Origin of the sequence: Pantoea sp. AG702 (assembly GCF_003182295.1) — a bacterium.
GTDB classification, from domain to species: domain Bacteria; phylum Pseudomonadota; class Gammaproteobacteria; order Enterobacterales; family Enterobacteriaceae; genus Pantoea; species Pantoea ananatis.
On the sequence record NZ_QGTU01000001.1, the window covers coordinates 1,020,558 to 1,039,667 of the forward strand.

Annotated in this window: 18 protein-coding genes; 9 read left to right on the plus strand and 9 right to left on the minus strand. The window is 55.0% G+C overall.

All coding sequences use genetic code 11. From position 1 onward, the window contains the following. Positions 1–90 precede the first annotated feature (90 nt). Positions 91–1,308: an ROK family transcriptional regulator gene (locus DFO57_RS04890; RefSeq protein WP_015700249.1), complete on the minus strand. Its 1,218-nt coding sequence runs from the start codon at positions 1,306–1,308 to the stop codon at positions 91–93. Positions 1,309–1,441: 133 nt separating this feature from the next. Further along, positions 1,442–2,329, minus strand: coding sequence for a LysR family transcriptional regulator (locus DFO57_RS04895; protein WP_014593769.1), 888 nt, complete (start codon positions 2,327–2,329; stop codon positions 1,442–1,444). 95 nt (positions 2,330–2,424) lie between these two features. Here DFO57_RS04895 and DFO57_RS04900 point away from each other — a divergent pair, with 95 nt between their 5' ends. From DFO57_RS04900 to DFO57_RS22570, 6 genes are all read left to right on the plus strand, one after another. Further along, positions 2,425–3,672: an MFS transporter gene (locus DFO57_RS04900; protein ID WP_110015141.1), complete on the plus strand. Its 1,248-nt coding sequence runs from the start codon at positions 2,425–2,427 to the stop codon at positions 3,670–3,672. 165 nt (positions 3,673–3,837) lie between these two features. Further along, positions 3,838–4,095, plus strand: a complete 258-nt coding sequence (locus tag DFO57_RS04905) for a hypothetical protein (protein ID WP_014605782.1) — start codon at positions 3,838–3,840, stop codon at positions 4,093–4,095. Positions 4,096–4,297: 202 nt separating this feature from the next. After that, positions 4,298–4,843, plus strand: a complete 546-nt coding sequence (cybB, locus tag DFO57_RS04910; RefSeq protein WP_029568805.1) for a cytochrome b561 — start codon at positions 4,298–4,300, stop codon at positions 4,841–4,843. A gap of 165 nt (positions 4,844–5,008) precedes the next feature. Further along, on the plus strand, positions 5,009–6,193 hold the full coding sequence (locus DFO57_RS04915) for a sugar transporter (RefSeq protein WP_019105173.1): 1,185 nt from the start codon (positions 5,009–5,011) through the stop codon (positions 6,191–6,193). A gap of 456 nt (positions 6,194–6,649) precedes the next feature. Further along, positions 6,650–6,973: a hypothetical protein gene (locus DFO57_RS04920; protein WP_110015142.1), complete on the plus strand. Its 324-nt coding sequence runs from the start codon at positions 6,650–6,652 to the stop codon at positions 6,971–6,973. Positions 6,974–6,999: 26 nt separating this feature from the next. Beyond that, entirely contained in the window at positions 7,000–7,098 is a 99-nt protein-coding gene (locus DFO57_RS22570; protein WP_015700245.1) for a YoaK family small membrane protein, read from the plus strand. 1 nt (position 7,099) lies between these two features. Here the strand turns inward: DFO57_RS22570 and DFO57_RS04925 are convergent, their stop codons facing one another. Together DFO57_RS04925 and DFO57_RS04930 are read right to left on the minus strand one after the other, a co-directional pair. Continuing rightward, the gene (locus DFO57_RS04925; RefSeq protein WP_014605780.1) at positions 7,100–7,366 is read right to left on the minus strand and encodes a DksA/TraR family C4-type zinc finger protein; all 267 of its coding nucleotides are present in this window, start codon (positions 7,364–7,366) and stop codon (positions 7,100–7,102) included. Between the two features lie 102 nt (positions 7,367–7,468). Beyond that, complete coding sequence (locus DFO57_RS04930; protein ID WP_014605779.1) at positions 7,469–9,064, minus strand: ABC transporter substrate-binding protein; 1,596 nt, start codon at positions 9,062–9,064, stop codon at positions 7,469–7,471. Positions 9,065–9,191: 127 nt separating this feature from the next. Between DFO57_RS04930 and pepT the strand changes: the two genes are divergently transcribed. Continuing rightward, positions 9,192–10,418 (plus strand): peptidase T, encoded by a 1,227-nt coding sequence (pepT, locus tag DFO57_RS04935; RefSeq protein WP_110015143.1) that lies wholly within the window; start codon positions 9,192–9,194, stop codon positions 10,416–10,418. A gap of 56 nt (positions 10,419–10,474) precedes the next feature. Here the strand turns inward: pepT and DFO57_RS04940 are convergent, their stop codons facing one another. Beyond that, positions 10,475–12,145, minus strand: a complete 1,671-nt coding sequence (locus DFO57_RS04940) for a methyl-accepting chemotaxis protein (protein WP_013025862.1) — start codon at positions 12,143–12,145, stop codon at positions 10,475–10,477. 196 nt (positions 12,146–12,341) lie between these two features. Beyond that, positions 12,342–13,862 carry a carboxylesterase/lipase family protein gene (locus DFO57_RS04945; RefSeq protein ID WP_110015144.1) on the minus strand — a complete coding sequence of 507 codons (1,521 nt, stop codon included), beginning with the start codon at positions 13,860–13,862 and terminating at the stop codon, positions 12,342–12,344. Between the two features lie 172 nt (positions 13,863–14,034). On the opposite strand from DFO57_RS04945, the gene DFO57_RS04950 reads away from it, so the two are divergent. After that, on the plus strand, positions 14,035–14,469 hold the full coding sequence (locus DFO57_RS04950) for a DoxX family protein (RefSeq protein ID WP_014605776.1): 435 nt from the start codon (positions 14,035–14,037) through the stop codon (positions 14,467–14,469). A 33-nt stretch (positions 14,470–14,502) separates the two neighbouring features. Here DFO57_RS04950 and DFO57_RS04955 read toward each other — a convergent pair whose 3' ends face one another. Both DFO57_RS04955 and DFO57_RS04960 read right to left on the minus strand, forming a co-directional pair. Beyond that, a complete protein-coding gene (locus DFO57_RS04955) occupies positions 14,503–15,843 on the minus strand; it encodes a VOC family protein (RefSeq protein ID WP_029568809.1) in 1,341 nt (446 codons plus the stop codon). Positions 15,844–15,910: 67 nt separating this feature from the next. Next, a complete protein-coding gene (locus DFO57_RS04960) occupies positions 15,911–17,251 on the minus strand; it encodes an aromatic acid/H+ symport family MFS transporter (RefSeq protein WP_013025866.1) in 1,341 nt (446 codons plus the stop codon). 318 nt (positions 17,252–17,569) lie between these two features. On the opposite strand from DFO57_RS04960, the gene DFO57_RS04965 reads away from it, so the two are divergent. Then, positions 17,570–18,490, plus strand: a complete 921-nt coding sequence (locus tag DFO57_RS04965) for a LysR substrate-binding domain-containing protein (protein ID WP_013025867.1) — start codon at positions 17,570–17,572, stop codon at positions 18,488–18,490. Here the strand turns inward: DFO57_RS04965 and smrA are convergent. Continuing rightward, the gene (smrA, locus tag DFO57_RS04970; protein WP_014593778.1) at positions 18,487–19,053 is read right to left on the minus strand and encodes a DNA endonuclease SmrA; all 567 of its coding nucleotides are present in this window, start codon (positions 19,051–19,053) and stop codon (positions 18,487–18,489) included. The genes DFO57_RS04965 and smrA overlap by 4 nt on opposite strands. Positions 19,054–19,110: the final 57 nt, after the last annotated feature.

A 19,110-nucleotide genomic window follows, 5' to 3' on the forward strand; every position in this document is an offset into this window, starting at 1 on the left:
CAGCTCACTGACGATTCGGCTTTCATGCGAATGATCATTCTAAGGAAGGAAAAGGGGGAGCAGATTGCGTTAGCGCAAGGTTAGTGTTGCTTAACCTTGCAGTAACTTAATTAACAGGTAGCCGCTGTAAAGCGAATCCTTGATCAACGCGGCGGCACCCAGCGTACCTGGCTCAGTAAATTCAGTGGGCGCAAGCTGAATCACTGCGCTGTATGCAGGTAAAGACTGCTGGTGAATGGTATTTTGTACTGCCGGAAAGAGAACATCTGCCGCCTGATTTAGCGGAGAACCGATAAGAATTTGTTGAGGATTAAAGATATTGACCATCATGCCGAGGATCCTGCCAACATGATGCCCCACTGTCGCTATGGCATCCCGCGCCAGCCTGTCGCCGCTCTGTGCTGCCTCACAAACGGCAGAAAGCGTTAAGGGCTGATGGTGTAACAGGCTGTCGGGCTGACCCGGAAGTCGGTGCGCAATCAGCGCCAGCAGGCTGCCGGTACTGGCGACTGTTTCAAGACAGCCGTGATTGCCGCAGTAGCATTGCTGGCCGTAAGGATCGACCTGTGTGTGGCCGACTTCCACCAGCGCGCGTCCGCTTTTGTGCAACAGCTGACCGCCAGTGATCACGCCAGCCCCTACCGTTTCGTCGATCACAATCTGAATCACGTCCTGCGCACCGCGTGACGCACCAAACAGCGACTCGGCAAGCGTCCAGGCGGAGATATCGTGCTGGATAAATACCGGCAGGCCGGTCCGCGCCGCCAGGGTGCTGCCCAACGGCATATCATGGCAGGTATAGCCGGGTAGACGGTGCACCACACCGGATGCGGCATTAATCAGCCCCGGTAGGGTGATGGCAATGGCGGTCAGCCTTTCCAGCCGTTTCTGATGACGGATAAAAAACGCGTCAACATGGTCGGTCAACCGCGTCAGCAGCGGCTCCGTGGCGTCATCAATGAGCGGCAGGTTGTCTTCGACCAGCGCCCTGCTGCTGAGGTCACGCAAGGTCAGCGTCAATATGCCACGGTGCAGACGAATCGCCAGATAGTGCCAGGCGTCCGTATCAAGGATTAAACCAATCGCCGGACGGCCGCGAGCGCCTGGCTCCTGAAACTCGGTTTCCTGAACCAGGTGGGCATCCAGCATTTCCCGCACGATTTTGGTAATACTGGCAGGCGCCAGCTGGGCCCGTTTGGACAGTTCAATACGCGAGACTGGCCCATGCTGATCGATTAACCGGTAAACGACGCCAGCATTAATTTGTTTAATTTGGTCAATATGGCCAGGTTGACTGTCCGAACTCACACCCTGCTCCGGTTATTTTCGCGCTTCTAAATAAATATCCGCTATGGTGCGGCAGATTCACTTTTTGCGGCAAATATTTGCTTAGATATGTGATTTAACACACATAATTTTTCTGGCTTTGGCGGATAAATTGTCACTCACGGCGCAGTAACGCCATCATATGCGCCATCTGCGCACTCATTTCGCGTTCGCCCGACCAGACCAGCCACATCTCCGACTGCGCATCAGGCTCCTCCAGCGGTAACCACACCACGTTTGCCAGACGCGCGTGGCTGAAGGAGGCAGGCAAGATAGATACACCCAGCCCGGTCGCGACCAGTCCGAGAATAGTCATGGCCTCGCCCACTTCCTGGGTAATGTAGGGCCGGATCTGATAGCGCTGAAGCAAATCCAGGATTTCGCTGTACAGTGCCGTTCCCACCTGAGGATCAAAAAACACAAAGGGTTCCCGCGCCAGCGCCTGCAAGGTGATCCGCCCTGCCGTCGCCAGCGGATGGGCTTTATGCACCACGGCGCACAATGGCTCGCGCAGCAAAAGCTGATGATGCAAATCGGCGGGGAGCGGCGTGTTGCGCATGACGCCGAGGTCCAGCTTGCCCTCATGCAGCGGAGCCAGCTGCTGACGGGTGTTAATTTCCTGCATCTGAACATGTACGTTGGGCCAGCGCTGGCGAAACACATAAAGCGCATCTGACATCACGCCAATAAAAGCCGCAGAGGAGGTAAATCCAATGCGCAGCTCTCCTTCTTCACCGCGATGCAGACGCGCGGCGCGCTGGGTTGCCTGCTCGACCTGTAACAGGATTGCCCGCGCATCCTGTAAAAACTGCGCGCCGGCCGGCGTAAGCTGCACGCTACGGTTGGTGCGGTTAAACAGCTGCGCGCCGGTTTCCGCTTCAAGCTGCATGATTTGCTGACTCAACGGCGGCTGGGAGATGTGTAAGCGCTGGGCTGCGCGGCCAAAATGCAGCTCTTCCGCAACGGCAATAAAATAGCGCAGGTGACGCAGCTCAATATTCATAGGTTAAACGTCTTATTTAAGATGATTAATATATTAGACAACCTAATAGACCTTTTCTACAGTAACACTCTGTTTTTACTCATAAGGATCCCCCTGTGAATAGCTCTTCACCTGCGGTGCCGCTGGACAGCGATATGCCTGCGCAGTCTGAGGCTTCTTCGTCTGACTGGATTGTGCGCGGCACCCGGCCTTTTATGCGCGTCACGCTCGCCTTGTTTTCTGCCGGGCTGGCCACCTTTGCCCTGCTGTATTGCGTGCAGCCTATCCTGCCGGTGCTCTCTGCACAGTTTGGCATTTCTCCCGCCGCGAGCAGTATTTCGCTTTCCATTTCTACCGCCATGATGGCCCTGGGGTTACTGGTGACAGGCCCGCTGTCCGATGCCATAGGACGGAAGTCCGTGATGGTAACGGCGCTCATGCTGGCCGCAATCTGTACCCTGCTCTCTGCCACTATGACCAGCTGGCACGGCATTTTACTGATGCGGGGCTTGATCGGCTTATCGCTGAGCGGTGTGGCGGCGGTGGGCATGACCTATCTGAGTGAAGAGATTCATCCCAGCGTGGTGGCCTTTTCGATGGGGCTGTACATCAGCGGAAACTCGATTGGCGGCATGAGCGGCCGCCTGATAAGCGGTGTATTAACTGACTTCTTTTCATGGCGCATAGCCATTGCGGCCATTGGCTGTTTTGCCCTCGCCGCTGCCCTGATGTTCTGGAGAATCTTACCGGAATCGCGCCATTTCCGTCCGGCCTCGCTGCGCCCGCGCCATCTGACCATTAACTTCCGTCTGCACTGGCGCGATGCGGGATTGCCGCTGCTGTTTGCCGAAGGCCTGCTGCTGATGGGCGCCTTTGTGACGCTGTTCAACTATATCGGCTATCGCCTGCTGGGCGCGCCGTGGCATTTAAGTCAGGCTGTGGTGGGCTTGCTGTCGGTGGTTTATCTGACCGGGTCATGGAGTTCCCCTAAAGCCGGCGCGTTAACCAGCCGGTTTGGGCGCGGCCCGGTTATGTTTGGCTCGACCTTTATTATGCTGATGGGGTTACTGCTGACGGCATTTAACGGTATCGTGCTGATCTTCATTGGTATGATGCTGTTTACGGCAGGATTTTTCGCTGCGCACTCCGTGGCGAGCGGCTGGATTGGCCCACGCGCTCGTCGGGCAAAAGGTCAGGCTTCTTCGCTCTATCTGTTCAGCTATTACGTCGGCTCAAGCGTGGCGGGTACGGCTGGCGGCTTTTTCTGGCAACAGTTTGGCTGGGGCGGCCTGACACTGTTTATCTCCGCTTTACTGCTGTTAGCGTTGTGGGTTGCCTGGCAGCTGCACCGCCGCAAACTCTAGCAAAACTTAATGAATATTCCGGGTGTTTGACTGCCCGGAATGCGGCCCGTACAAGAATTGTCCGTATTATCAGTATGATTGCCTAAAGCACGCGTTTCCCCGCTATAATCGGTTTGATCCCAAAGATTAATGTCATCTTTGAATTCACAGCAAGGGGGAGACCTAATGGCGCGATACTATTACGTCAACAAACAATCAGGCTACAACGATAATCACGTGGTTCATGCAAGCGGCTGTAAATATCTTCCGGATTTGGAAGGTCGGCTGTTTCTCGGCACATTCTATTCCGCAACCGCAGCCATTCAGCAGGCCCGTAAGTACTATCCCGGTTCATTAGGGTGCGATGCATGTTGCCCGGTTGCCCCGGGTAAAAATGTGCACACTCAGGACAGTGTGGCGCTTAAGCACGGCGTGGATTTCTGATTACGCAACGCCCGTTTGACGTCAGTATGGCGGTTGCTGGCCGCCATTCTCAGCCCAGCCCGTGTGCCGGTTATCCTCGCCTTCTCTGCCCCCGAGTCTGCTGTCTGCGGTTGGTCTGTCATCCCACAGAGTCGTCATTTCGTTAAGCTTTTTCATTTTTTTCCGTTATCTTAGAACCCTTACTTTCATACAGGGCTCTACCATGCGTAATAAATTCGCATCGTCTCAAATTGCGCTTCACTGGCTTACTGTTCTGCTGCTCATCATTGCCTATGCCACGATGGAGTTACGTGGCTATGTCGAGCGGGGTTCCTGGCAGCGCTTTGCGATGATGGTGACGCATTTCAGCGCCGGGGCGACGATTCTGGTGGTGATGCTGTCGCGATTACTGCTGAAACTCCGTCATCGTAGTCCCGCCATTATTCCTCCGGTGCCGCGCTGGCAAACCGGGCTGGCTCATCTGACGCATACGCTGATTTATGCGCTTTTCATCACGCTTCCGGTGCTGGGACTGGCATCGCGTTATCTGAAAGGTCGCGAGTGGCAGTTATTTGGTATACCGATGCCGGTGGCGGCCGAACCTGACTTTGATCTGTCGGATACGCTGACCGACTGGCACGAAACGCTGGCCCCACTTGGCTACTGGCTGATTGGCTTACATGTGGCGGCGGCGCTGTTTCATCATTACGCCCTGAAGGACAATACGCTGCTGCGGATGATGCCCGGACAGCGTCATCGCGAGCCGTAAACGCCATACTGCCGTATCGGGCAAAAAAAATTCATCTTAATCTGCGCCTGGTGGTTCCACCCGGCGCGTAATTCCTCCACAATAACCGCTAAAGTGTGACGCAGGTCACTATCATGGGGTGATCGCCCTGACTCCTTTTTGACGCACAGACTGATTTAACTTCTCATGCCATTAACAACTGTTTCCCGTAAAACGGCCTGGCTACGCGTGGTGCTGTTGGCCATCGCCGCTTTTGTGTTCAATACCACCGAATTTGTGCCGGTCGGTTTACTGTCCGATATTGCCGCAGGCTTTTCGATGAAAACGTCTGAAGTGGGCATTATGCTGACGATCTATGCCTGGGTGGTGGCCTTACTGTCACTGCCTTTGATGCTGCTGACGCGGAATATTGAACGCCGGTTCCTGTTAACGGTTCTGTTTATCGTCTTTATTGCCAGTCATGTGCTTTCTACGTTTGCGTGGAGTTTTACTTCCCTGATCGTATCCCGTGTGGGAATTGCGTTGTCCCATGCGGTGTTTTGGTCAATTACAGCATCGCTGGCAATTCGTGTTGCCCCCGCAGGTAAAAAAACCCAGGCACTCAGCATGCTGGCAACCGGCACCGCGCTGGCAATGGTTTTGGGCGTGCCGATTGGACGCGTGGTCGGTCAGGCGCTGGGCTGGCGCACAACGTTTGGCGTGATCGGGCTGTCCGCCCTGGTGCTGATGATTATGCTGGCGCGTATCCTGCCACGGTTGCCCAGCGAGCACACGGGTTCGCTTAGCAGCGTTCCCCTGCTGTTCCGCCGACCGGCGCTGGTCGGGATGTATCTGCTGGTGACGTTAATTGTGACCGCGCACTATACGGCCTACAGCTATATTGAGCCTTTTATGCAGCTCGTTGCTAATGCCAGCGAGGGGTTCACCACCTTACTGCTGCTGCTGTTCGGTTCGGCGGGCATTATTGGCAGCCTGTTATTCAGTTCGCTGGGGAAAAAATTCCCCTCTGCGTTGCTGATTGCCGCTATCGCGCTGGTGACGCTGTGCATGGGACTGTTAATCTTCGCCGCAGTCCGGCCCGGCGCAATCATTACCCTGTGCGTGGTCTGGGGAATGGCAATGATGATGATTGGCCTGGCGATGCAAATCCGCGTGCTGTCTTTAGCCTCGGACGCGACGGACGTCGCGATGTCATTGATGTCCGGTATTTATAATATCGGTATTGGTGCGGGCGCGCTATTAGGCAGCCAGGTCAGCGCTTACATGAGCCTGTCTGATGTGGGTAATGTGGGAGCGATCATCGGACTCGCGGCGCTGTTATGGTGTATTTATATTTTCAAACGTTATCCGCAACTGCGTTCCAACGGGTGACAACAGCAGGCTTCGTGATGACGGAGCCTGCTCTGATTTATTCCTCACAGACACAATGCGTGAAAACAGCCGCTCGGCTACCGGCACCGGGATCATGCCGCCGCGCGTTGGCGGTTATCTGCGTCATCGATCACGCCGCGTCACCAGCCTGCCCGACGTTAGCCAGCACGAGTCAGTGAATTAAGGTCACAGACAACCCTAAACATTAAATAACGGAACACGTGCTGCACCCCGCGTTTTTAACGTCGTAACCTGAGACAGCGTATTGGCCGGTATAAAATTGGCACGTGTAAATTGGTTATTTAAGCCGCATCGTTAAGGTATAAAACGTCTGGGAATTCGCCTGCCGTTAATAAGCTAAAAAAGTTCGTTAAATATCATTACCCTATTCTCAACACTTCCATTACCTATGTTTACCCCGTATAACGGAGAAAATCGTTAACGTCAGGTGTCATAATGACGAGGAAGTGGTTAACTCTATATTTGTCACGCAGCGTCAGCCGGGTCATGCTGGATGATATTCGGGCGATCTTGCCCACTGATGGGGTGAAAATTTTTCTCAATGACTTAGACGATGCCTGCCATGCCACAGTAGAATGTGTGCAGGCAGAGAATACCTGCGCGCTTGTGGCCTCGGCGATTGTTGTGTGGCGTCAACTGGGTCATATCCACACAATGATTTACACCAAAGGCGATATACGGCGTGCGGTAAATGAGGCGACCCAGTTTGAACTCTTTACGTTGCTGAAGAACCATCACGCCGTGTTACGGCTGGCTTAATCCCTGAATAGACTCACAGGATAAACATGAGAATTGGTCTGTTGTTCCCCATTGCTATCATCGTGGCCGGCATCGGTTTTCTCGCCTGGTTCATCGGCAGCGGCCTGGCCATGCCGGGATCATAAGTCAGCGAAGCTGGCTGTCTTTACTGCCGCGACGGTTGTAAAGGCTGGTTTCTTTTTGCTGCTTATCGATTTTTTCCTGACAGGTGACACAGTAGCGCACGCCTTTCAGTGCCTGACGGCGCGCCGCCGGTATCGGTTCGCCGCACAGTTCACATTCCGTGGCGCTTTCGCCCTGACCGATCGACTGGCGCACGCGTTCGATCCCGTCGTTAACGGTACTGTCGATCTGTTCCTGAACCGCCCCTTCTGAAGCCCAACCGTTCGCCATGTTATTTCCCTTCTGAACACCAAACATACTCTTAACTGTACAACATATCTGACATTTTGCAGGCAAGGCGGCACACGTCCCTGTGAGCCGCCGCATCATGGATTACGGCTTGATATCGACCTGATAAAAAATATGCTTGCCGAAGGGATCCACTTCATAACCGCTGACCGTCGTGCGTATCGGTTCATAAATGGTGGAGTGGGCAATCATGACGGCGGGCATCTGGTCATGCATGATCTGCTGCGCCTGCAGGTACATGTGAGTCCGTTTGCGCTGATCCGGTTCGGCCCGGGCTTGGGTGATCAGGGTTTCAAACGGCTGATAGCACCACTTTGATGAGTTTGAACCGCCTTTCGCCGCGGTGCAGGTGTAGAGCGGTCCGAAAAAGTTATCCGGATCGCCCGTCGCCGTTGTCCAGCCCATCAGAGCAGCCTGATGTTCACCGTTGCGCACGCGTTTGAGGTATTCGCCCCATTCATAACTCACGATGTTGGCCTTGATGCCGACTTTTGCCCAGTCGGCCTGAATCATCTCCGCCATCCGGCGCGCATTCGGATTATAGGGGCGCTGAACCGGCATCGCCCACAGCGCGATTTCCGTTCCCGGTTTCACACCCGCTTCGGCCAGCAGGGCTTTAGCCTTTTCCGGATCGTAATCGTAGTCTTTGAGATCCTTGTCTGCGCTCCAGACGCCAGGCGGAAGAATATTTTTGGCGACCGTGCCCGTGCCTTTAAAAATGGCCTCAATAATGGCGGGTTTGTTTATCGCCATGGCCAGCGCCTGACGGACTTTCACATTATCAGTGGGCGCTTTCGTGGTGTTGAATGCCAGAAAACCGGTATTCAGCCCTGCTGCCTGTTTGAGCGTGATCGCCTTGTTCTGTCGCATTTTGTCCAGGTCGGCCGGATTAGGGAATGGCATCACCTGACACTCATTTTTTTCCAGTTTGGCGTAGCGCACGGCGGCATCCGGCGTGATGCTGAAAATCAGCCGATCCAGTTTGGCTTTCCCCTGCCAGTAGTCAGGAAACGCCTTATAGAGAATGCGTGAATCTTTTTGATACTGCACTAGCTGGAAAGGTCCGGTGCCTATCGGGTCCATATCCACCTTCTCTGGCGTGCCGGCCTTTAGCATCTTGTCCGCGTATTCCGCTGAATGGACAGAGGCAAAGTACCAGGCCAGGTCGGCCAAAAACGGCGACTCCGGATGGGCCAGGGTGAAGCGCACGGTGTGATCGTCGATGCGATCGATATGGGTGATCAGCGTCGCCAACTGCAGGCTGTCGAAGTTGGAATAATTGCCACCAGAGACCGCATGATAGGGATTTTTGCTGTCCATTTGCCGCATAAACGAGAAGATCACATCATCTGCGTTAAAATCGCGACTGGGCGTAAACTGCTTATTGCTCTGAAATTTGACGTTGTGCCGAAGATAAAAGGTATAAACCTTGCCGTCCGGGCTGATATCCCAACGTTCTGCCAGGCTGGGAATCAGTTCGGTCGTGCCCGGTTTGAAGTCCACCAGGCGATTGAATACCGGTACAGCACTGGCATCCACGCTGGTTCCCGAGGTGTAAAGTTGCGGATTAAAATTTTCAGGGGAGCCTTCGGAGCAGTACACCAGCGTTTTTGCATGAACGCCGCCCGCCAGAGCCACACCTGCAGTAAGCAGTGCCAGGGTCGTAAACCTGTTTCTCATTATTGTCCTCGCTTTCTGTTGACTTCCGTTAGTCTGAATATCTAAATGAATGATTTAGCGCTTTGATAGATAGCATGAATCACCACCATAGCGAACCCCGCAGTACGTCAACTAATAAGGATTAGTGATGACCGACAAACTTCAGGCGCAACTCATTACGCGTTTTTTTCGTTACCTGGCGGTAAGCAGCCAAAGTGATGCAAAGTCCAGCACCTTACCCAGCACCCCCAGCCAGCACGCGATGGCGCAGCTGCTGGCGGACGAATTACGCGACCTTGGCCTTGAGCAGGTTGTGATTGATGAACATGCCACGGTAACGGCGCTGAAACGAGGAAACTGCCCCGATGCGCCGCGCGTGGGGTTTATCACCCATATCGACACGGTTGACGTGGGGCTGTCCCCTGACATTCACCCGCAGATCCTCACCTGGCAGGGTGAAGACCTTTGTCTGAACCCACAGCAGGACATCTGGTTACGTCGGGATGCGCACCCGGAGATCGCGGCCTATATCGGCCAGCAGATTATTTTCAGCGACGGCACCAGCGTGCTGGGCGCCGATAACAAGGCGGCCGTGAGCGTCGTCATGACGCTGATGGAGAATTTGCAGGGCAAACACGGCGACGTCGTGGTGGCGTTCGTGCCGGATGAGGAGATCGGGCTGCGCGGCGCGAAAGCGCTGGATCTTGAAACCCGTTTTAATGTGGATTTCGCCTGGACGATTGATTGCTGCGAGCTGGGCGAAGTCGTTTATGAGAACTTCAACGCGGCCGCAGCAGAAATCCGCTTTACCGGTGTGCCGGCGCATCCGATGTCGGGCAAGGGCGTGCTGGTCAATCCCTTACTGATGGCTCACGATTTTATCAGCCACTTCGACCGGCAGGCGACGCCGGAACATACCGAAGGTCGCGAAGGCTATATCTGGTTTAACGAGATGCAGGCCAACGCCAGCATTGCCACGCTTAACGCCTCGATTCGCGATTTTGATCTGGCAGGCTTTGCTGCACGCAAACAGCAGTTGCAGGCGGTCAGAGATATCATCGCCGCGCGCTATCCCACGGGCAAAGTTGAGCTAACCCTTCGCGATATTTACAGCAATATCAGCAATGCGATGGGTGAAGATCGTCGGGCGGTTGATCTGATTTTCGCCGCCCTGCAAGCGCTGGATATTGCGCCTAAGGTGATCCCCATGCGCGGCGGCACCGATGGCGCGGCTTTGTCGGCGAAAGGTCTGTTAACACCCAACTTCTTTACTGGCGCGCATAACTTCCATTCGCGCTTTGAGTTCCTGCCCGTGACCTCCTTTGTGAAGTCATACCAGGTGGCAGAGAAGCTGTGTTATCTGGCGGCGGAGTGATGGGATACAGGCAGTAAAAACCGCCTTCGCGATGAAGGCGGTGGTCAGATGCGGGTTTAGAAAGTTACCCAATCGCCGTTATCCGCCGACGCGGCTTTAGGCTGGAATGAGGTCGTTGGGCTGGCCGGCTGTGAGGGCGGCTTCCGCGTTGACGTCGGTGCCAGGGGCGCATCGCTGGACAGGCGGAACTGTGCGACAGAGGCCTGCAAGGCTTCCGTCTGCAGCGCCAGCGCACTGGCGGCGGCGGAGACTTCTTCCACCAGCGCGGCGTTTTGTTGGGTTACGCTGTCCATTTCCGTTACCGCCGTGCCAACCTGCGAAATGCCTTTGCTTTGTTCTTCTGAGGCGGCCGCGATTTGCTTCATGATCGCGTCAACATCCTGCACCGATTTCAGAATACCGCTCATGGTGCCGCCGGTCGTGCTGACCAGTTGCGCCCCCTTTTCCACGCGCTCAACGGAATCCGCAATCAGGCCAGCGATCTCTTTTGCCGCACCCGCACTACGCTGGGCCAGATTTCTGACCTCACTGGCCACAACGGCAAAGCCACGGCCCTGTTCCCCGGCGCGGGCGGCTTCTACTGCGGCGTTAAGCGCGAGGATATTGGTCTGGAACGCAATGCTGTTGATGACGTTAGTAATCTCTGCAATTTTCTTCGAACTGTCAGAGATTCCGTTCATCGTGGTGACCACTTCACCGACAAGACTACCGCCCTGTTTGGCCGTGATCGTTGCGGCTTCGGTCAGGGTACTGGCCTGACGCGCATTTTCCGCATTGAATTTCACGGTCGCCGTCAGTTGTTCCATACTGGCTGCGGTTTGCTCCAGCGCGGCAGCCTGCTCTTCCGTGCGTGAAGACAGATCGTTATTCCCAATCGAAATCTCAGCGGCTCCGCGTGAAATGTTTTCCGTGCCGCTACGAATCGCACTGACGGCTTCGCGCAGGCTGTCCTGCATGGCGCTCAGTAAGGGCACCAGTTTGCCGACGCAGTTACGGCCCATATCTTCAACCGGCTTGCTGAGATCGCCTTTGGCGATGACTGAAAAATGTTCGCGAATTTTTTCCAGCGGCTTAACCAACATTTTTACCAGATAACGGTCGGTAAACAGCAGAATCAGCAAGCCAATCACCACGGTGACTGAAATCAGGGTTTTGGTCATCGCGGTCATGCGATCGACTTCAACCCGCGTTTGACCCAGTTTGACACTTGCCACTTTATTGAAGTTTTCAGTACTGGCACCAAAGGCACGGCTCAGCGCGGGGGTGACGTCATTTGCCTGTTGGCGATAGCTGTCCAGCGAATCCTGGCGGGCACGCTGAAGCTGAACCGTCACGCCCTGGTCGAGCAGTTTTTGCCATTTATCAATAACGTCATTGGCAACGGCTGCATCCATTGGGCCGGGAGAGAGCTGTTTGAACAGGGTCAGTTGCTGAGACATACTGTCCAGTGCCTGCTGTACGGGCGCGAAAGCCTCATCGTTTTGCGCTGTGCCTGCCGCTTTTTTCTCCATGACGCGCGACAGGCGCGTAATCATACGAAAGTACTGATCGTTGCCCTTACTCAACGCGGTCATCTGCTCCACGATATGGCGATCGACATCGTTGCCGTCACTCAACGAATTGAGCGAATGAATACTGAACAGCCCGATTCCGCTCCACAGCAGGCAAAACAGCCCGAGTATTGTCAGCATTACCGCGCGAATTGTGAAATTTTTAAGCATACCCATACTGAAATCCCTTAAACGTTAACCCGTGACACCGGGCGTATGGGATATATCGGCAGAAAGGCCGAAAATGTAACAGCGCTGTTAAACTTTTTTATGCTGGTGCACTGCCTCCGCGACAGATCACCGTTCCAGCAAAAATCAGCCTGGAGGGCGCGCAGGATGGCACCCGGCTCGAGGGCTGAGGGCTAAGGGAGCACTACAAGCGAACCATACGCGACATCATCAGACGAAACAGCGCCAGCCGCCGACGCATAAAGCGCGGCATGAGTCTGAGCCCCGCTTTTCCCTCGCACCCGAGTGACATTGTCACGTCATTATTCGCCTGCCAGGCAGGCCAGGGCAAGATCCCGTCCAGTTGCGTCGTGCTGGTGTCCACGTCGCGGGCAAAGAGAAACCAGTAGTCACTGACCTGCTGCGCAAACGCGTAATCGGCGGCCGTAAAGCGGCGATCGTCGCTGACAGCGGGCAGGTTATGCAGCGTATTCATGACGTAGGGGATTTCGTTACCGTGCCAGGTGCCGTGCGGAAAAAGGTCCCGCGAATGTTCAGATACGTAATCAAACCAGTAGCGCCAGCCCGGCATAGCGACTTTTTGCTGCGCCCGCATCACCAGCCAGGGAAGCAGGCTAAACGTCATATCCCGTGCCACGGCACGTCCGAGCAACGCATCCGTCTCAAGCGGATAAATCCATTTCAACAGCTGATAGCTGAACCGGTTTTGACGACGAAGCCGGTCTACCACCGTGGCGGCATCGACACCGAAATACGCCAGTACGCTGGCTTCGTCGCTGTTGCTTCCGGCCATCAGCGGCAGACGATGCTGACGTCCGGCCATAAACGTATCCAGTACCGGCGCGGGAAGGACCGCATCGCCCGCGATGGCAACAGGACCCAGCCCGTAGCTGCTGTCCAGTGACCAAAAGGCCTCAGCAGGCAGCGCGCGCAGCTGTTCCATGCTGGCATCAGCGGGCAAACCTAAACGGCTGGCCACCTTCACGCCTTTCTCAAGCGCCGTGGTCCGCGTCACGTCTGGCAGACTATAGGCACTCTGCACAATTCCCTTGTGGAACAAACCGGCTGACAGGGGCGAACAGCACAGCGATAACAGGCTACGTGCGCCAGATGACTCGCCAAACAGCGTAACGTTACGGGCATCGCCGCCGAATGCGTGAATATGGCGCTGAACCCAGCGTAAAGCCGCGATCTGATCCAGCAGGGCAAAATTGTGAAGCGTCCCGGTCGCCGACTGCTCTTTTTCCATGGCCGGATGGGCAAAAAAGCCAAGATGGCCCAGCCGATAGTTAATCGTGACGATAACCGCGCCGCGTGAGGCCAGCGGTTTACCGTTGTAGGGAGCCAGCCCGCCGGAACCGAGGGTAAATCCGCCCCCGTGCAGCCATACCATCACCGGCAGAGGCTTATCGGGCTGCAGTTCAGGCGTCCAGACATTGAGATAAAGACAGTCCTCGCTGAAATCGCCGGGATCGCCGCCGCCAATCGCAAGGCAGTATTCGCGGTTCTGCCAGCTCGCGGCAGAAAAATGCAGTGCGCTTCGCACGCCCTGCCAGGGGATGACGGGCTGGGGCGCGCGCCAGCGCTGGTCCCCCACAGGCGGCGCAGCGTAAGGAATACCTTTAAACACAAAGATCCCGTCATCGATGCCGCCTTGCAGCTCACCGTCCGCGATAGCGATCTTCAGGCCGTGCTCATTTTTCATGCATTATTCCTTGTCTGCGTAGGCGGTCATTATTTCAGGCCATCTGTCTTTGTCCAGAAACACAGCGGGTAAAAATACCGAAAATGTGCTGCGCACGTCCGCCGGGATTGACCGCTCCCGGCGAACCTGTTTTTAGTACTGCATGTCGTTTAAAGCGTGAGAGGAATAGAAAATGTTCAGTGGCATCAATCAACTTTTTGTTCGAATGACCGATCATCCTGACCTGGGCAAGCTGTTATTGCGTCTGACACTGGGTGGACTGCTGCTGTTTCACGGTGAGTTCAAGCTGGTGCACGGGGTGGGCTGGATTGCCCAACTGCTGCACCAGCACGGCCTGCCAGGATTTCTTGCCTGGGGTGCCTGGATCGGGGAAATTATCGCCCCGCTGATGCTGATTGTGGGGCTGATGACGCGGCCTGCGGCGTTCATTGTGGCGGTGAATATGGTGGTGGCAACGCTGCTGGTCAAAACCGGGGCACTATGGCATCGCACCGGCGTGGGCGCCTGGTCGCTGGAGACCGAAGCGCTGTTTCTGCTGGGCGCGCTGGTGATCATGCTGCTGGGCGCGGGAAGATTCACGCTGATACGTGATTCACGGCTGCAATAGTCGCGCAATCCGGGGCAATCACGCCCCGGTGGGTTAGCATGCCAGGCCGCAACGTTGTAATGAGGCTTCCTGACGCTGGGCATACAGCGCCATTTCGTCCAGTACTGCGCAGCCCAGTGCGGCTTCAAAGCTGCTGCGGCTTGCCTGGCCTGACGAGCGCGCCTGGGTGTGATCCCCGAGGTTAGACTGAAAAATCCCCGCCGCGCTGACCGGTAGAAAATCCTCATAAATAATGGGATCGGCCAGAATGCGGCCCTGTTCGATCAGGGCGTCCAGCGGTTCACCGGGCTGAGGCGGTTCAGCCCGGCCTTTATCACTCAGGCGATAATGAAACCAGGCCAGAGCCTCCCGGCGTAGATCGGTTTCGTTATCCGGAAAAGCCTGAAATACAGCAGACAACCGTTGCTGATGCTGTTGATTGTCTGCGCCGCTTCCGGCCTCAGTCAGCAGCCGATCGTAAAGCGCGCGCCCCTCTGGGGTTAAGGCTGCGCCGCGCTGTTCTATCTCACCAAATCTTGCCGTATGGGTGCCCTGATAGCCATCTTTGAAAACGACAGGTTCCTCCAGCGCTTTAAAACTGGTCTGGCGTAATAAAATCGGCACCTTGCGCCGAGGCGGGCCTTCAATAACGTTTTTGGGATCGATGCCACGTTCGGGCATTAAGGCCTGAACGCGATCAATGTCCAGGGTTCTCGGTGTCAGGTGGTTGATATGACAGGCAGGAAAACACACGACGTCCGCAATTAGCCGATGTTGTTGATTAAGGGCCTGATAGGTGTGGCTTTCAACGAGGCTATGCGAGTGCCAGCGAAAGGTTTCTAACGCCTCGGTAATAAAGCGCTGCGCTTGGGTCTCAGTCAGACCGCCCTGCTGTTGATGCTGTTGAATTAATGCGCGACAGCCTGCGGTGAAAATGTCCCGCGAGGCCAGGATTGCGGCAGCTTCATCGCGCAGCGCCGGGTCTTCAATCAATTCAAGCCGCAGTAATGAGGTAAAAATACGGAACGGATTACGACGCAACGCGTCGTCGTCAACAGGGCGAAACGCGGTTGAGTGTACCGGTACGCCCGCCTGAGAAAGGTCATAATAGCCGACCGGGAACATGCCCATAACGGCGAACATCTGACGCAGCATGGCCAGCTCTTCGGCGCTGCCGACGCGGATTGCACCGTGGCGTTCCAGGCTTAAACGGCTCAGCTCATCGGCTTGCGCCAGGCGCTGCTGCAGGGCGCTGTCCGCCGCCAGCGAGGCCTGATTAACGTCTTTGACCAACTGCATCAACGTGCCGTACAGCGGCACTTCCTGCTGATACATGTCCGACATTGCCTTTGAAAAGCCCGTACGGATGGCATCCGCACTGATAACGTTATCCATAATCACCACCTGAAAGCATGAGCGTTGCAGCTACTGTAATCCAACGCGTTGCCGTCAGCGGAAAAAATCATGAATTTGTGATCGGCTTAAAACCATAACGGTTTTTAATCACCAGCATCGCTGTCGTGAGGACGGCCGGAATCGCCAGAAGCAAAAAGATCAGGTTAAAAGACCAGCCGAGCGACAGCATTTCTGCTCCCACAAACGCGCTGAGGATGGCACCGATTCGGCCCACGCCATGCATCCAACTGGAGCCGGTCGCGCGGGCATGGGTAGGATAATAGCTGGCTGATAAGGCATTCATGCCGGTATTAGCACCGTTAAAGCAAAAGCCGCTACAGAAGGCTATGCTGCTCATGACGGTGACCTGCGCCGGTGAGAAACCCAATGCCACAATGGCAATCCCGCCACAAAAATAGATGACGGCCAACGCCAGGTTGGCATTAAATCTGTCCATCAACCAGCCGGCAAATAACGAGCCTAGGGTGCCGCCCGCCTGATACATGGCGGTGATAATGGCGGCCTGGGTCACGGTCATCCCCTGTTTACTCACCAGCGAAGGCAGCCAGCTACCTATCAGATAAACCAGAAAGAGCCCCATAAAATAGCCGCCCCACAGCATCAGGCTGCCGGTACGGTAGCGGGGAGAGATAACCGTGGCGATTGCGTTTTTGTCTGGCTGAGTGGCGTCCGCTTCGGAGGATTGAAACTGACTGTGCGGGTTCGTACTGCCCGGAATCATACGCTCCAGAATGGTTCGGATGCGTTCTGCCGGCGCACCACGGCTAATTAAGAAACGCACTGATTCTGGCAGTTGCCGTATCAGCACCGGGAGCACCAGCAGCGGTAAAATACCGCCCAGCAACAGAACAGAATGCCATTCGTAACGCGGTAACAGCCAGGATGCCGCAAAGCCTCCGCTGGCTGCGCCAAAGGTAAAGCCGCAGAAAACCACGGTGATGATGAATGAGCGACGGCGCTCGGGGGCATATTCTGCGACCAGGGTGCTGACGTTCGGCATGGCTGCGCCCAATCCGAGCCCGGTCAAAAAGCGGAACAGGATCATCTGCTCAATGCTGTGCGAAAACGCGGTGACCAGCGTCCATAAGCCAAAAAACAGCACGCTGAATATAATCATTAAGCGACGACCAAAGCGGTCGGCCAGTGGACCGGCGATCATGGCGCCCAGCGCCAGGCCAATAAGCGCCGCACTGATGACGACGCCTAACTGATGGTTCGTGACGTTCCAGGACGCTTTCAGCGAGGGCGCGATAAACCCCATGATGGCGATATCCATCCCATCAAGCGCCACGACGATAAAACAGAGTACAATCAATCGAATTTGGCCACCGCTCAGGGCACCCTGATTGATTAACCGGCGAACGTCTACCGACTCAACGCTGCTCACGGACGTACTCTCCTTAACGAAATAACTATCAGTTTTGGTAAAAAAAACGGCGCTTATGATAGCCGATCGTTAACGATAAAACGCGTGAATTTTACACGAGAATAATAATCATTCAAAAAATGGTTAGTTAAGTTAATGATTTTTCAGTCACGACTGGCGGCTGCGTTATCCCACGATAGCGCCTCAAGCATTATTTATCAGTAACTTAAATGAAAACCCGATAAAAAGTACACATTGTTAATAAAAATTTGCAGCAAAGTTAACAAAATCCAGCTTAAATAGTTGCCAGTTACCTGGCAATGTCATTAAGTTTGGGAAATGGAAAAAAATATCCTTTTCAATCAGCGCATTCGCTTGCGTCATTTACATGCCTTTGTTGCCGTTGCGCAGCAGGGAACGCTGGGGCGTGCAGCCGAGACGTTAAGTCTTAGCCAGCCTGCACTCTCTAAAACCCTTAACGAACTCGAGGAACTGACGGGCGTTAGGCTGTTCGAACGCGGCCGACTGGGCGCACAGCTCACCACCATGGGAGAGCAGTTTCTGACGCATGCGGTAAAGGTGCTGGATGCACTAAACCATGCCGGTCAGAGTTTTAACGAACAGATCAACGAGCGTCCTGCCGTGATTCGGCTTGGCGCGCTTACGACTGCCGCGATGGGCATGTTGCCACAGATTCTCGATCGCTTTCATCAACTGCGTCCTAACACCACCATTCAGGTTGCCACGTTGCACAACAATGTCTTGCTGGCCGGACTGCGCGCGGGCGAATTTGATATCGGCATTGGTCGTATGGCTGATAAAGAGATGATGACCGGCTTAACCTATGAACTGCTGTTCCTCGAATCATTAAAACTGGTTGTCAGGCCGGAACATCCCCTGTTAAGTGACAACGTCACCTTATCCCGCGCCATGCAGTGGCCGGTAGTGATTTCCCCCGAAGGAACGGCTCCGCGCCGCCTGGCCCAGCAGATGCTTGACGAGCAGGGCTGCTGTTTACCGCCACATTGCGTTGAAACCTCTTCCACCTCGCTGGCCCGCCAACTGGCGCTACGCTATGACTACATCTGGTTTGTGCCTTCAGGCGCCATTAAAGAAGATCTCAGTCACAACGCCGTCTTCTCGCTGCCCATTACCTCTCCAGGCCCTGGCGAGCCGGTCGGTATTATCACCCGGACCGGCGATACCTTAAGCCTGAGCGCTGAGGTTCTGATGAGTACTATTCGTAAATTTCACAGTTAGCGACTGCGTTTTGCATGTCGCTCCCAGTTGTCCTGACGCGCTTTCTCGGTCTTGCGTAATCCGACGTAAAGCGCGCCCGCCCCGCCGTGCTGCTTTTGCGCCACACAGAAGGTCTGCACCTCATCCAGCTCCCGTAGCCAACGATCCAGATAACTTCGTACGATGTTGGCGTGGGATTCACTGTCGCGCCCTTTACCGTGAATGATAAGCAGGTTGCGAAACCCGGCTTGCCGCACCTCACGAATGAAATTAAACAGGTTCTGGCGACAGACCTCTACAGGCTGACGCAGTAAGTTAAGGCTGGCGTCCAGCGTATACTGTCCCTTGCGTAGCTTATCTAACACGCCCTGCTGAATGCCCTCTGCTTTGTATTCCAGAGGCTGATCCAGCGGGATAATATCCAGATAACCGCGCGTTAAGATGTTTTCATCTTCCTGTTCTGGCGGCAGTTGACGTGCTTTTTTACTGGCGGAGAGAGGATTCCACCGCGTGTTGTCCGCATCTCTGAGTGGCGTAACGTCATTCATCGCGTCACGGAACAGATTGTCATCGTCAAGGTTCATCGCTCGCCCCTGTAAAATGATATGACGCAAAATAGTGCTTAACCCGAATAGTAGCAA